The 14,417-nt window shown below is 37.8% G+C and carries 11 protein-coding genes and 1 pseudogene; 2 read left to right on the top strand and 10 right to left on the bottom strand.

Translation table 11 applies throughout. From position 1 onward, the window contains the following. Positions 1-201 precede the first annotated feature (201 nt). Positions 202-597 carry a transcriptional repressor gene (locus B806_RS0117745; RefSeq protein WP_005073733.1) on the top strand — a complete coding sequence of 132 codons (396 nt, stop codon included), beginning with the start codon at positions 202-204 and terminating at the stop codon, positions 595-597. 41 nt (positions 598-638) lie between these two features. Here the strand turns inward: B806_RS0117745 and B806_RS0117740 are convergent, their stop codons facing one another. Both B806_RS0117740 and B806_RS0117735 read right to left on the bottom strand, forming a co-directional pair. Further along, a complete protein-coding gene (locus B806_RS0117740) occupies positions 639-1,322 on the bottom strand; it encodes a Fe2+-dependent dioxygenase (protein WP_005073730.1) in 684 nt (227 codons plus the stop codon). Between the two features lie 94 nt (positions 1,323-1,416). Further along, complete coding sequence (locus B806_RS0117735; RefSeq protein ID WP_017403306.1) at positions 1,417-3,651, bottom strand: TonB-dependent siderophore receptor; 2,235 nt, start codon at positions 3,649-3,651, stop codon at positions 1,417-1,419. Between the two features lie 497 nt (positions 3,652-4,148). Between B806_RS0117735 and B806_RS0117730 the strand changes: the two genes are divergently transcribed. Next, positions 4,149-6,338 (top strand): TonB-dependent siderophore receptor, encoded by a 2,190-nt coding sequence (locus B806_RS0117730; protein WP_017386724.1) that lies wholly within the window; start codon positions 4,149-4,151, stop codon positions 6,336-6,338. A gap of 76 nt (positions 6,339-6,414) precedes the next feature. Here the strand turns inward: B806_RS0117730 and B806_RS0117725 are convergent, their stop codons facing one another. The 8 genes and pseudogenes from B806_RS0117725 to B806_RS0117690 form a co-directional block, all read right to left on the bottom strand. After that, complete coding sequence (locus B806_RS0117725; RefSeq protein WP_017386723.1) at positions 6,415-6,966, bottom strand: TetR/AcrR family transcriptional regulator; 552 nt, start codon at positions 6,964-6,966, stop codon at positions 6,415-6,417. 569 nt (positions 6,967-7,535) lie between these two features. Further along, a complete protein-coding gene (locus B806_RS0117720) occupies positions 7,536-8,093 on the bottom strand; it encodes a chorismate mutase (RefSeq protein WP_017403305.1) in 558 nt (185 codons plus the stop codon). 78 nt (positions 8,094-8,171) lie between these two features. Then, positions 8,172-8,855 carry an SDR family NAD(P)-dependent oxidoreductase gene (locus tag B806_RS0117715; protein ID WP_017386763.1) on the bottom strand — a complete coding sequence of 228 codons (684 nt, stop codon included), beginning with the start codon at positions 8,853-8,855 and terminating at the stop codon, positions 8,172-8,174. A 9-nt stretch (positions 8,856-8,864) separates the two neighbouring features. Beyond that, positions 8,865-9,626, bottom strand: coding sequence for an SDR family NAD(P)-dependent oxidoreductase (locus tag B806_RS0117710; RefSeq protein ID WP_017403304.1), 762 nt, complete (start codon positions 9,624-9,626; stop codon positions 8,865-8,867). A gap of 7 nt (positions 9,627-9,633) precedes the next feature. Then, positions 9,634-10,320 carry a glutathione S-transferase family protein gene (locus B806_RS0117705; RefSeq protein WP_017386761.1) on the bottom strand — a complete coding sequence of 229 codons (687 nt, stop codon included), beginning with the start codon at positions 10,318-10,320 and terminating at the stop codon, positions 9,634-9,636. Positions 10,321-10,546: 226 nt separating this feature from the next. Beyond that, a complete protein-coding gene (locus tag B806_RS0117700; RefSeq protein ID WP_017386760.1) occupies positions 10,547-11,566 on the bottom strand; it encodes a spore coat U domain-containing protein in 1,020 nt (339 codons plus the stop codon). Then, on the bottom strand, positions 11,557-13,965 hold the full coding sequence (locus B806_RS0117695; RefSeq protein ID WP_081400466.1) for a fimbria/pilus outer membrane usher protein: 2,409 nt from the start codon (positions 13,963-13,965) through the stop codon (positions 11,557-11,559). Before B806_RS0117695 ends, B806_RS0117700 begins: the two co-directional genes overlap by 10 nt. Before the next feature lie 40 nt (positions 13,966-14,005). Next, positions 14,006-14,417: pseudogene (locus tag B806_RS0117690) on the bottom strand (molecular chaperone); the annotation flags it as partial.

The following is a 14,417-nucleotide window of genomic DNA, read 5'->3' as shown; positions in this document are numbered from 1 at the left end:
ATATGAGCTTCTAAAAAAGAATCGACTGCTAACTTTTGTTATTTCTATTAGTATTTTTACTTTTTATCATAATACTTTTTATACCGAATGGTTTACAATTAAGCCTAATATCATTGGTTTTCAAATAGATTTTTTTACCTGCTACTAAAAAAGCCTTAGTAATCAATTTAAATGTAAAGAAGCCATTAGCAGAGGAACTAAATGGATTATCATCAAGCGTTAATGGAAACGGGTTTATCAGCTACACCTTCGCGAGTTGCTATTTTTCGTTTTTTACATGAGAACGATAAGGGAATAACTGCAGAAGAAATATACCTACTATCTCAAAAGAAAAATTTAAAAATTAGTCTAGCCACGACATATCGTACTTTAGCGGAACTCGAACATAGAAAATTAATTAAAAGAGTTGTTTTGGGTAAAAGTAATAGAGGGATTTATAGACCAGCCTCTAATAAAATTAGTTTAAATCTTATTAATACCAAAACTGGAAAATCTCATCCTTTTGAATATGATGAAAAAGTAGAAGAACTACTAGAATGCCTGTTGAAAAAAATTGATGAAAAAGCGTTAAATATTGAAGTAAATATTTATAAGTAACCTATAAATAATCTACGCTACTTAATTACTCGCCTTGTTATTTAAACCTCAGCCCACTTACGAATTAAGTTGTGATAAGTATTGGTTAAGTTCAAAACTTCTTTATGATCATCACCTAGTTGCATACGTAAGTTTTGAATAGTTTGGTCTAGATTAAATAACATATGTCGCTCTGCATCATCACGAATCATGCTCTGAACCCAGAAAAAAGACGCTATACGACAGCCTGAAGTAATAGCGGTGACTTCGTGTAGACTAGTAGATGGATACAAAATCATATCACCAGCAGGTAATTTAATCTCATGATATCCATACGTATCTTCAATTACGAGTTCCCCACCTTCATACTCTTCTGGCTCACTTAAAAAAACCGTACACGATAAATCTGTTCTTAAACGCTGATTACTGCCACGTATTAGGCGTATTGAATTATCTACATGAAAACCAAAAGACTCATGATTTTCATAGCGATTAAATAATGGTGGGATTATATCTAGGGGAATTGCGGCAGATAGAAATAATGGATGTTTTCCTAAAGCATCAAGAATGATATTGCTCAGTTGATGAGTTAGAGGATGTTCTTCAGGCAATTGCTGATTATGTTTTACTGTAGCTGAAAGTGTACCAGCAGTGACCTTTCCATTAACCCATTCTGCTTTGTCCATTTCTTGACGGAAAAACTGGACTTGGTCTTTATTAAGTACATTAGGAATATGGTGAATCACGGCGATACCTTTAAAAATAGCTTTAATTAATAAAATAGCCTCATATTGAGGCTATTTTAGATTACTTATTCAAACTAATAAATTTTTAAACTTATTAGTATTTAAAGTTAACTGATAATACTGCGCTACGGCCTTCTGCTTCAGTTGCATAGTGTGAAGCATATGCTTTAGTAAAGTAACGCTTATCAGAAAGGTTATTTAAGTTAAGTTGCAAGTTAACATTCTTGTTAACGTCATAACGAGCCATTGCATCATATCGAACATATGAAGGAACCCATTTTGTATTAGCTGCATCACCATATACTTTGTCAGCATAGAAAGCGCCAGCACCCACAGTAACTTGAGGCAATACTTTATATGTAGTCCATAAAGTTGCAGAGTTTTTAGGCACGTTTGGAAGTTGCTTACCTTTAGCTGCATTTTCTGGATTACATACACCAGCACGACTACAACTTGGCCCTGGATCAGTATTTTCACTATCTAAGTAGGTGTAACCTGCGCTCACAGCCCATTTATCAGTGATATTTCCGTTTGCTGAAAGTTCAATACCGTCAACTTTACTATCGCCGCCATTCGTATAAGTGCTTGAGTCAACTTGAATACGTGTATTTTGTTTCTCTGTACGGAAAATGGCAGCAGTTAAATTAAGTTTTTCGTTTAGAACGTTCCACTTTGTACCCAATTCAATGGTTTGGCTTTCTTCTGGTTTAAGGTCCATATAAGCTTGACCGATTGACTCAGAACCATCACCGCCATCAACACCTACAGGGTTAGCAGAAGTTGCATAACTTGCATAAATACTACCATTTTCAGTAGGTTTGAAAGTTACGCCTGCATTGTAAGTAACAAAATCTTTATTACTCTCGATTTTAGCGCCAGTGGCATTTGTCACCTGTTCGGTATCAAACTTATCCCAACGAACACCTAAATCAAGTAACCATTGAGGATTAAACTCAATATTATCTAATAAATAGACAGAAGTATTTTTTGTAGTCGTTGTCGTAGTTGCTTTATTGGCGATACGACCACCTAACCACGCATCTTTAGAATTAGGATTAGTTAATGAAGTACACCATGCATCATTAATAGCACAATCACTATTAAAACCGCCCGTTGTAGAACCTGCGTACCCCGGATATGTTGTTGTGTAGCTACCTTTATCTGACTCTTGATCACTGTATTCTGCACCGACATTAAAGCTATGCTTGATAGCTCCAGTATTAAACTTACCTCTTAAAGATAATTGATCGGTGAAAATATCAGTGTCAGTAATTCGAGAGTTAATACGGCGCCAAACTTTACCGTTTGCTACATTACCTTTTGAATCATCTGGCTGAGTCCAAAGGTAATCATTTTTTGATTTGCTGTAGAGTACGGTGTTAGCAAGAGTAAGATTTTCATTTAAATCATGCTCTACTTTAAAAGTACCAATATGATTTTCTTGTTTTTGGAAATCACGACCTTTTAAACCATAGTAAATACCTTGTTTAACATCAACAGGCTTACCAACAGTTGCCTTTTTAGCCGTATCGTAATTATATGGAACACCTGAATCTGGAGTGTCATCAGATCTTAAGTAGTAATAACTTAAAGTTGCACGTGTTGGTGTATCCAATCCAAATGTAATACTAGGTGCGATACCTACACGCTTGTATTCAGCGCCATCGCTTTGACCCGCTTTTTCATTTTTATGCCCCATAAGAACAACGCGACCAGCAGTACCATTACCGAAGTCTTTATTACCATCTAATGTGATACGTTGATAATTATCGGTACCTGCTTGTACAGAGCCTTCTAAAAAGTCACCTTTTTTAGCAACTTTAGAAATCATATTGATGCTACCGCCAATAGAACCTGCACCACCCATAGAAGAAGCAGACCCCTTAGTCACTTCAACTTGCTCGATAGCAAACATTTCACGGTTTTGTGATGATGAGTTACGAATACCATCAACGTACATCGAACTTTCTGAATTGTAACCACGAATAAATGGTCGATCCCCATTCGGGTTACCGCCTTCTCCAGCACCTAAGGTAATGCCTGGTACAGTACGAAGTGCGTCGCTTAAAGTATTTACTTTGGTATCTTCAATAAGTTGTTTTGAAATTACTGAAACTGATTTTGGTGTATTTAACAGAGGTGCGACAAATTTAGAGTTAGCCGATTTATCAACTTTAAGGCTCTGTGCAACTTCTGCATCTGCTTGGACATGAATTAATGGAAGCGCTACAGAATTTTCCTGAGCAGCCATTGCAGTTGTAGCTACAATTGATAATGAAGAAGCTATTGCTGATTTAGCAATCTTCTTGCGAGACTTAATAAATTCCATATATATTTTGTGTGTTCATGTAAATATTAGCGCGAATAATAATGATTATTGATTATTAAAACAATAATTTAATATAAAAATCCTATAACAAATGTTCAATAAAAATTAATAATTCTTTGATTTTAATTAAAAATATTTATGAAATTATTTTCAATTTCACACAAATAGCCTTTAAACTCAACTTATTACCTGATTATCTACTGTAAGTTTGTAATAGTGTACTTTTGAGCCCCCTATCACTTTTATACTTACTGTGTCTTTAAATAGAAATTATACGTGGCTGCACATAAGAGGGCTTCCATCTTTTAACAGCCAATGTCTAGCTAGAATCTTATTATTTATATCTAAATCATAGTCAGCTATTTGAAATTATTATCAAAAGTAATCTTTTAGAAAAAGTTTAAAATTTTAAAAAAAAACATAAACCATTTTATAAAATTTTGTTACTTTTTCGCTATAATGATTATAATTATCGTTTAGGATTTCGATACATCAACATGGACCGCTCATCTGCTCTTTTACTCCCAAATTTTAAGTTCAAAGTTTCTACACTTAGCTATGCAATCGGAATTGCGTGTACTTATCTCGCACTTCCTGCACATGCCGAAGATACAACCACTAGTGCATTACCGACTATTACTATTAAGGCACAAGGTAACTGGTTAGAAGAAGCAAATGCAGAAACTGTTCACAAACATGCTGGCGCTCGAACTATTATTGACCGTAAGCGTTTAGATGAAACGGCGGCAACTTCACTGCGCGAAGCTCTAAAGCAAGTTCCTGGAGTTCAGGCTCAAGATAGCAGCGGAACAGGTGGTAGTGATGTTTCACTCAATATTGGGGTTCGTGGTCTAGCATCTCGCCTATCACCTCGCTCAACAGTTCTAGTAGACAGCGTTCCACTTTCATTTGCACCTTATGGTCAGCCACAGTTATCTTTAGCTCCTGTTTCAATTGGTAATATTGAGTCAGTTGACGTTGTGCGCGGTGCAGGTTCGGTACGTTTTGGACCTCAAAACGTAGGCGGAATTATTAACTTTGCGACTCGCTCAATTCCTCAAGATTTTAGCGGAACTGTTAGCCTAACTTCAGAATATGCTTCTGGTACTGACCAAGTAAAACTGAGCCCTAATCTATTTGTGGGTGGAACTTTAGATAATGGTTTAGGCCTTGCCCTTTTATATTCAGGGACCAAAGGAAACGGTTATCGAGAAGCTAACAATAAAATTGATATCGATGACGTAATGCTAAAGTCTGCTTATCAATTTAATGATAAAGACTCGGTTGCTTTAAATTTGCATCATTATGAAGGTCGAGGCGAAATGCCAGAGGGTTTAACTCAAGCGCAATATGCTGAAAACCCTTATCAGTCTTCTGGTGAAAAAAACTATTTTGCAGGTCGACGCACAGATGTCTCTTTACGTTATAACCATAAAGATGAAAAAAATAACTTCGAAGTTTTGAGTTACTACATCGACTCTTTCCGTACTAGTAATCTTGAGACTACACTAGCGAATGGGCAAAAGCGTCTCGATTCTGCTCCACGTGATTATAAAGTCTATGCAATTGAACCGCGTTACTCACGTATTTATGAACTTGGTAATACTCAAAATGAAGTAACGGTTGGCTATCGCTATTTAAAAGAAGAAAGTTCTGAATTTGCAGGACGTACTGCATCTTATGCGGCAGGTTCATCAGTGCCAGATTTTGCTCCGCGTAGTAGCAGCGAAGGCGGTACTAAAGCTCATGCTGTATATATCGACAACCGTATGGAACTCGGCCGCTGGACCATCACACCAGGTGTTCGTTTTGAATCAATTGAAACCCATAATAACTTCACAGGTTATAACAAAGGACAAGCTAATACTGTTTATCCAAACATTGATTCAGACGAATTTTTACCAAGTTTGTCTGTGATGTACTCAGCAAATGAAAATTGGAATATATTTGCAAACGCTGGTGTATCTTTCGGGCCACAGCAATACAGTCAATTGGCACGTCTTGAAGGAACAACCGCAACGGCTACAACCGAAGGCTTACATCCTGAAAAGTCGAATAACTATGAAATTGGCACCAAATATTTGGGCAATGGTTTAAATGCCGAATTTACGGTGTTCTACCTAGACTTTGATAAAGAGCTTTCATTGGTTCGTGATGCTGCCAATAACGGAATCTGGACAGATTTAGGGGCAACTAGCCATAAAGGTGTCGAAACGGGTATTAGTTATGATTTCGGTCAATTGTCTGATGCACTGGAAGGCTTAAAAGTATATGGAAACTATACTTTTACCAAAGCAGTGGCTGAAGCGGGTCAATTCAAAGATAAAGACCTACCGTTTTACTCACGTCATGTCGGTAATGTTGGGTTAGGTTACACAGTAGATAAATGGTCTTTAAATGCGGATATGTTTGCTCAATCTAAGCAGCATTCACCAGATCTTCCAGATAGTAATGTCTATCAAACAGAAGAAACTGCTGATGGTAAATATGGAGATATTCCGGGTTATACCACTTTTGCGCTACGTACCTCTTATGACTTAAGTTCACAAGTTAAAGGTTTAAAAATCGCAGGCGGAATCAAAAATGTCTTTGATAAGCAATATTTTACTCGCTCAACGGACTCTACAGGCGGTAAGTATGTAGGACTACCACGTACGTTCTATCTACAAACATCTTTTGATTTTTAAAGCTAAACCAAATTGAATAAAAAGCCCTCCTCGGAGGGCTTTTTTATAAGAATTAAACCTTAGAGTACTAACCAATCTAAGCGAGCGTCGACATAAAATATTCTAATAATTTATCTCTTTCATCGATCTTATTTGCACTTAAAAGCTGGACCATTGCCCCATCAATCACAAACAAAAACATGTAGGCATCTTCAACTGTAGCAGTCGCTTTTACGGTTAAAAGCAACTTATAAATTTCATTTATGAACCATTTTCGATAGTCGCTGACGATCGTATAAGCTGCTGGATAAAGCTTTTCAATTTCAAAAATGGCTTTAAATGGCAAACGATAAAAGCCCTCTAAGTTTGCATGTAAAAAGTAAACTTTCTTGAGCTTATCAAACATCATAAGTTCGCGGTACGAATGAATAATTGAAAACACCTCATGTTTTAATGAATCTGTTTGAAAAGTTAAGCTCATCTGAATGAGCCTTTCTTTGGAGTGAAAGTAGTTATAAAAAGTGGCTTTGGGAATTTTGGCATCCGTAATAATTCGGTCAATCCCGATGTAAAACCCATATTGATTAAACAAATCTCTTGCCGCGTGTAGTACGCGAAGTGCTCTAAATGATGCTTCTAAATTTGGCATTTTTATACCGTATAAAATAATTTTTTGTTGTAAGTGAAAGAGATAGAATTGCCGTCACTCTTAAAATGAGCGCTAAAAACAGGCATGCAAAAGCCGCACAAATAATGGTGTGCTCGCCTATCTCAGATTTATTGTTGCTATGATTTTTTAGTCGTAACGATTCTTTAGGTGCAAAACCTAGAGTCGATTAAACCGTTTTAAAGATTGTTTAAATGGAATGAATAGAGAGATTTTGGCAAAGATCAGTAAAGAAGAAATAGTACGCATGAGCGAACTCCTTTGGCTATAAAGAAATTTCACCGCATTACTGTCAAATAATGGTGGTGAAACGAGAGAAGGTTGACAGACTGATAGCCAAAAGATCAGCACACCCGAAGGTGTCCCCCTCCCGTTCCACCGCAGAGGGGGCACGCAGGGATGCCCACAAAAAAGAGAGACTTTTTCGTGTGCGTTGGCTATCCGACCTGTCAAAGTCGGCTGGCAATGTGGCCAGCAGGCAAAGGATAATCGGAGAGGTTTTGGGTGTCAATGTGATATTGGCTAGAAAACAGTTAAATAATTATTGTTTTTCATTCTCTTAACTTGATTTTATTTAATGTCTCACATAAAGCTTTTTTGTCAGCGTCTTTAAGTTGAGAATGCTGAACAGGCCACATATAGCTACAGCCATGAGGCGCTTTGTTGTTATTTCTCTTAAGTTCAACGGCAATATTTTTTAGAAGTTCAGTGTTTAGAGAACTAATTTTTAATCGTACTTCTGCTAAATCTTGTGGCTTCCAATTGCTTTCTGGACTCGATAACCAATCTGCGCGATAACGGTATTGAATGGCCTTGGCAACATTCATTTGCGTCACAATAAATGGCTTTACTGTTTCGCTATTTAAGCCAAAAGATTCAGCTTCAGAAAGCGATTGATCGAGAACTTTCTTTTCTTGAGTTAAATCTTCAATAGGTAAATGCTGCTCTGCTTTATAACCCGCTACATCTTTCATATAAGATAAGCGTTCGTTAACTAAACGAGCAGTTTGAGTGTATTGTGAAGCTTGCGCGAGTGGAGGAAAACACATAAAAGCTGCCAAGGTCCACACTACTTGAACCGTTCGCTGAAAACTCTTTATATTCACCATTTAAAAACCTACCGAAATTATTGTTCTATGATCATCTCAACTCAGTACTGTATTTTAACAACATGTAAAAGTAAAACTTCAAGATAGGCTGAGTTCTTGGCTCCATGCCGAATCAGGTTGCTGATAGATGTGTTGGCATACTTGTTTGAGAGATGAGGTAAAGTGCTGATTTTGCCCCTCCCATTTTTCAACCATGCAATAAGCAACATGAATACCTTTAGGCTGAAACTCTCTCGCCAATGACTGCGATAAAGCTCGAATGCTAGCAAACATGCTTTGGCTTAACACATCGTAATGGGTCGAGTGATTAGAGGGTGCGCCAAGAAAAATAACTGTGCCCCGCTGTTGTTTAAGCATCGGCTTAATCACAGCTTGAGCGATACTCACTGCACTTAAACCTGTGGTCTGCCAACTGTGTTCAATCTCTTCTAAAGATAAAGCTTCGATATTGGGCGAAGATGAAAAACTCGGCTGAAATACACAGAGTTCAATGGTATGCCCGTGTTTTGAAATATAACGCAATAAGCATTTTAAGTGATCTGCATTCACTAAATTTAAATGTACTGCTGTCACGCCATCATTTATAGAATGAATTTTCATCTTTTGCGTAGTTGAATCATGTATAACCTGATAAAGATGTAATGGAAAATGTGCGTTTTTATCTAGAATTACAAAATCACGCTCAATCAGTTGAAGGTCATGACCAGCCACTACAACACAGCCCTGCTTTTTTTGAAATTTTTGAAATATTTTTTTTAGCATTTTAGTCTCTCAAAATTTTTCTTGATAAGGGCGTAAATCCAACTCATGTGTCCAGAGCTGAGGTGTTTGTTGGTAAAGCATCCAATAATTTTCTGCAATTGCATCAATATTAAGTCCGCCAGTGCCACGCGTAAGACGAGCTAACCGCCCTAAACCAAATAATGCTTTATTTACTCTATCGCCATCGACCATTCCATCAATAATCACATGAGCAATATGTATGCTTTGTGACTTATAGATTTGGGCTAGATTTAAGGCATAAGCTCGCAAGGCAGATTTCCCCATTGTAAAAGCTGCGAAAAAAGGTTTGCCGCGTAGAGATGCACTCGCTCCAGTAAAAATAAGCGTACCGTGATTTTGATCTTTAAAGATTTTTAGACAGCTTTGAGAAACTAAATAGGCCGATAAAAAAGTTGATTGCCACATTTGAGTAAAAAACGACAATGGGCTGCGTAAAAAGATGGAAGGAATATTCCCTCCTACATTATGAATTACAGCAGTAATGCTCTCGTTTTGACTTGTAATGGTGTCAAATAGGGCCTGTACTTGGTGTATATCTTCTGCATCTAAACGAAACGCTACAGCATCTCCACCATTGGAATGGATTTGGGCAGCCACTGCTTCAATTTTCTGGAAAGTACGTCCAGCAACATAGACTTTTAAGCCTTCTTTGGCGAAAAGACGACACACCGCTGCACCAATACCTTGTGATGCCCCGACGCCAATAACAACCGCACAATCTTGTTTTTTATCTAGTGTTGCTGATGTCATAGACATTTCACCCTGTTTGTTTTTTATACCATAATGCAATAAACGGACGATTCAAAATTTCTTTACTAAATTTTTTACTGGTGCGGATCACTTCGCCGAGTTGAGCAACTACAGCTATATCTGCAATGGTTTGGCTGTTTCCAACTAACCATTCACTTTGTGACAAAACCTGCTCAATACGGTCGAGATGTCGGATAAATTCTTCTTCAACATTTTCAGCTTTCATACGTCCTAAGCCTTGAAAGAATAGCTGCGTTTTTAACTCGGCTAAAATAAAACCTTTTACCATGGGCTTTTCATAAGCTGGACGACCAATGCTACTAATGCAAATCGCTTCTTCTAAAGCTTCTGAGTCATTTACGCGTAAATAGACTTCATAAAAATAAAGAGATTCATCTGCCCAATCTTCCCAAAGTTCAGCAAGAGCTTTTTGATTTGGATCTTCAGGGTAAAGCCGAGGTGTGTCTGGAAAGGCTTCATCTAGATAGCGTGCGATTCGAGTGCTGTCTTGAATCCTCTGACCGTTATGGTCAATGACAGGTACTTTGCCCACCTTACTTAGTAGAGGAACTTTCGCTCCAAGAATGCCGTTATAGTTAACTGTGTCAAATGGAATTCCTTTAAATTTCAAAACCCTTGAAATTTTTTGACAGAATGGGGAAATTTCCCATTGATGCAAAATAATATTCGACATTTATTCACCTTTATTTTTAATTGCCTTTTATCTAGTTCTTTTTTAGAACTAATCAATAAATATACAGAATACTTTTTTAAGTCAAACTGTTTTTGATGACGAACAAGTTCCGAAAGCTAAGAATTATTTGATTTTTATTATTTATATCTTAACAATTTTTAAGCAATATACTTTGAATTATAGGGAGCTCTGCTATAAAAAGAACTCCTCATATAAATTTGAAAGATTAATAAGTCACCGTAACGACAACACTATCAGAATAGACACCAGGTCTACTTGCGATGGCAGTACCTTGCGGAATCTTTCCATAAACTGTAGTCGTTTGAGCGCTTCCTGTACCTGTTTTTGAGACTCCCCCTGTTCCCCCAACATTGGTTACGCCTCCCGTGGCATCCCATACCGTACTATAGTTAGAATCTTTATATAGCTGATAGGGAATAAATTCATTATTACTATTGATCATACGCCTAAAGCCTCCAGCAATACGGTTGTTTCCATCCCCTAAATAAATACTATATGGCGTTCCAAAATTACAGGTTGTATTCACTGCCCCTTGCGCTGTGTAATCACGACTCGTTGTACTAATATCATTGATATTTCCAAAATCAACAGTTGAGGTTGAGTTTAATTGGCACAGACTTGGGACTACAAAGTTTGCTGTTAGCAATGTATCGCCTGAATCCCAGCCACCAAGTAAATCACCACATGACAAACCCAAAAGATCCATATCCCAATACAACCGAACCGAAGCCGTATATGTTCCTTGAGGGTATGCAATGAGAGACCCCGTTCGAGCTGGTACTTTTATATTTACCGAGTAACTCACAATATTATTTGATGCGACTGTTGGTACTGGGCCATACCACACATTGGAGGTTTGATTTGTAGTAGAAGACCCAGCTCCGCCTACAGTTGCAGTAACCGTATACGGTAATGAAACACTGTTAATTGCATTTGTGGTTCCCGTAAATACGGTTTTCATACACATGAAATTAGAAATCTGGGGAAGTCCTAAATTCGTACAAGTAATTGTTCCTGAAAGATTTACGGTTGCATCACTATTTATATTTGCTGCTGTGTAGGTAAAAGTGTTATTTGTGGTTCCACTTACCGTACAAGCTGCATGCGCCGGACTAAAAAAAGCATAAACGAGATAAAATAAGCAAATGCCTACAAAGTATTTTAAAGACAATGGAAAAAACTTATAGCTCTCTATTTGAGCCTTATTCATAATATTTAATGACATACATAAGGTCCCAATTTTTTAGTTGAGTACTGATTACTGTTATAAGTGAAGTCAACTTGGCAGGAGCCATGATCTAGAAGATCGACTTCAAGTTTGTTTTGTTTTAACAGGTTTGGAATAAACACTTCACCGTCATACCCAACTATCCCATTTTGCTGACCATTAATTCGAACGGTATAACCTGGCATTAATGGTGAGTTGTTTTGATCAACCAGTTTCACTAATCCTGAAATAACCTGATGAGCACCAAAGTCAACCAACGTTCCTTGACGGTAACCTACGACTGTTTTTTGATCTGTAGATTTAACATTCCAATTCAGAGGAAGATACGATGGATCTAAATAAATATGGTTCACTTGATAGGGCATAAGACTAGGAATTAGAAATCTTCCAGACTTGTCAGTTTCTCCCAAATTGACCCCGCCATTTATAATTTGGCTTTGTGGCCCGGCATTAGTTACAACCGCATAGCCGTTTCCAATTTCATTAGCCGCAAAGATACGTCCCGCCGCCGCAACCAGTGATCCTGTCGCCGAAACTGCAACCTGATCATTATCCCCCAATCGGTTATATCGCCCTGTCAGGTAAGCTGCTCGGGCACGGTAAGAGGCATAGACAGATGCATTGTTTTCATTTGCATCCTCATCTCGCTCAACATAACCACCCCAGCCAAATGAACCAATTTGTGGTTCTGACAAACCGAATATTTCTTGGCGATACCGTAGGCTACCGCTGTCACTAGATACACTCGTGATCGCATTCACTTTACTGGACGGTGTATATCTCAGCGCAAAGTAAACTCCATAGTCCTTGTGGTTTTCATAATCTTTATATGCTGATGCATAAAAACCCCAGTTCTTGTCCAGACTTCCACTTAAATTGGTAGACAGTAATTTATAGGAGTTATCGCTATATTTAATCTGGTTATAGCCCAGATAAACCCCATAGCCTGCATAAAAGTTATAATTAATCCCTGCCCTAAAAATCTCATCTGCCAGTGCGCTGTAGTTCAGGTAGTTCTGTGACTCGGCATTGATCTGGTTATCTTTTAAATATCTCACTTGAGATACACGGGCTAGGTCAAAATAGTTATCAAGTACTTTACGGTAACTGGTGTTAAATGAAATATTTTTACTAATGCGCCCTTCTAAACCCAACAAGGCAGAATAGCCGTTTTCATCTTTATACTGGCTCGCTGCAATGTCGGCATTGATCATGCCAATCCCCAAAACATTCTTGGCAAATCCTGTGCCGAGATTCGACAGGCCATCTGTTGAAGCTTCTGCTCCACCGCTTAAGGTCAGTGAGTTACTGTAGCCGTATCGAATCGCACTTGAGGCAAAAGTGGCATCGTCATAATCATTTGAATAGAGTCCATAGTTATAACGTGGAACCCCCACATCTACTGAAAACTCATTAATGCCTTTTGCCAGAATCTTCGATGAAAAATAGTACGGCTTTTTGGTAATGCTCTGCTTTCCAGTTGCATCGGTAGTCACAAGTGTGACTTCATTTCCTGAAATAAATGGAAGCTGTTTAATATCAAATGGACCAGATGGGACTAACCCTGAATAAATCTTTTGTTGATTGACATATAAATCTAGGGTTGAAGGCAATGCTGCCGAGCCAGAAAATTGCGGGAGTGCCGAGGTGACAATATCCCCGCGTTGGCTATAAGCACTCGACCACTGAAAACCGGCAAGACGGACACTGCTTCCCCAATCTGGGCTATTGGGAATAAAGTCCCCTAGGGTATATATCCTGATCTTTTCAGGGTCGACATATTGCCACTTAGTTTCTAAGCGCACCCATTTTTCATGGCTATAGCTAGTTTCATTACTACCGTTATATAAAACCCCTGATGAGAAGTTACCGATTAAGCTATTAAAGATCCCCTCAGCCGTACCTGAGAAAACGTTCTCATCATTGGTCATAGTCTGATACAGGCTGTAGTTCAGAATAGCCGCGTTTAAGGGCTTCATCTTTAGCAAACGCGGGCTAGTGATCTGCTGACCACTTAAGTCAACTGAGTAACCCGTTAACATGTTCGACGGAACTTTTAAGTTTAGAGACTGCTCATTTTCGAGATATTTAAACTGGATTCCGTTTAGATCATTAATACACACCCACTGGTTATCTGGGATATGTTCATCTATTTTTAGTCTTAAAGTTTTTAAGTCACGAGAGCGAATATATAGCTTTCTATCTTGATCTTGCCGTATCGATATTAAATCTTTAGAAATATTTGAGTTAACAGAAATATTTAAAAATAGCTGTATATATCCCTGATCAGAACCAAAGGCCTGATGAGCAGAATTCGGAACTTCCGGAATACTTGGTAAGACAGCATTGGTACTATCTTGTAATGATTCAGCAGCAGCATGAATCGGTAAGTACATAACACATAAGGCACTTACGATATATTTCATATGTGCCTCTTTAAAGAGATGTTTGCTTACCGTTAATATTTAATGAAATATTATATTTATGATCTGCTTGAAATTTAAAATCAGGACTAATATTAAAATTTCTCGCTTTCCCGGCAAGAATATAACCATTCACGGTGTTTACTTTAATGGGATAGCTTTTATTTGTTGTTGTATCCACAAGTATTAAGTTATTTAAAAGCGCATGTCGATTACCAACATTACTTATGGTGAGATAAGCGTTATTTTGTTCTTGTTGTATTGACCAATTCAGTTTAGTAATTGCATCTTTATTGACAACAAATACAGGTAATGACGAACGTAGTAGTACGTTAACCCCTTGATCAGCTTTACGACTATCAATCGGTTTTGGTAACTCATCAATAATAATACGATAAGTTTTTTCACCAGAAACAGGTTCTGGG

It is taken from the genome of Acinetobacter sp. TG2027, from assembly GCF_000302435.1.
In the GTDB taxonomy this organism is placed as follows: Bacteria; Pseudomonadota; Gammaproteobacteria; order Pseudomonadales; family Moraxellaceae; genus Acinetobacter; species Acinetobacter pittii.
Note: the sequence above shows the minus strand (reverse complement) of the source record. Positions and strands in the feature narration are given on the sequence as shown.

Excerpts from the sequence above, each read along its gene's own strand:
- B806_RS0117745 (WP_005073733.1), top strand. The coding sequence starts at position 202 with ATGGATTATCATCAAGCGTTAATGGAAACGGGTTTATCAGCTACACCT.
- B806_RS0117735 (WP_017403306.1), bottom strand. The coding sequence starts at position 3,651 with ATGGAATTTATTAAGTCTCGCAAGAAGATTGCTAAATCAGCAATAGCT.
- B806_RS0117730 (WP_017386724.1), top strand. The coding sequence starts at position 4,149 with ATGGACCGCTCATCTGCTCTTTTACTCCCAAATTTTAAGTTCAAAGTT.
- B806_RS0117725 (WP_017386723.1), bottom strand. The coding sequence starts at position 6,966 with ATGCCAAATTTAGAAGCATCATTTAGAGCACTTCGCGTACTACACGCG.
- B806_RS0117720 (WP_017403305.1), bottom strand. The coding sequence starts at position 8,093 with ATGGTGAATATAAAGAGTTTTCAGCGAACGGTTCAAGTAGTGTGGACC.
- B806_RS0117715 (WP_017386763.1), bottom strand. The coding sequence starts at position 8,855 with ATGCTAAAAAAAATATTTCAAAAATTTCAAAAAAAGCAGGGCTGTGTT.
- B806_RS0117710 (WP_017403304.1), bottom strand. The coding sequence starts at position 9,626 with ATGACATCAGCAACACTAGATAAAAAACAAGATTGTGCGGTTGTTATT.
- B806_RS0117705 (WP_017386761.1), bottom strand. The coding sequence starts at position 10,320 with ATGTCGAATATTATTTTGCATCAATGGGAAATTTCCCCATTCTGTCAA.
- B806_RS0117700 (WP_017386760.1), bottom strand. The coding sequence starts at position 11,566 with ATGTCATTAAATATTATGAATAAGGCTCAAATAGAGAGCTATAAGTTT.
- B806_RS0117695 (WP_081400466.1), bottom strand. The coding sequence starts at position 13,965 with ATGTACTTACCGATTCATGCTGCTGCTGAATCATTACAAGATAGTACC.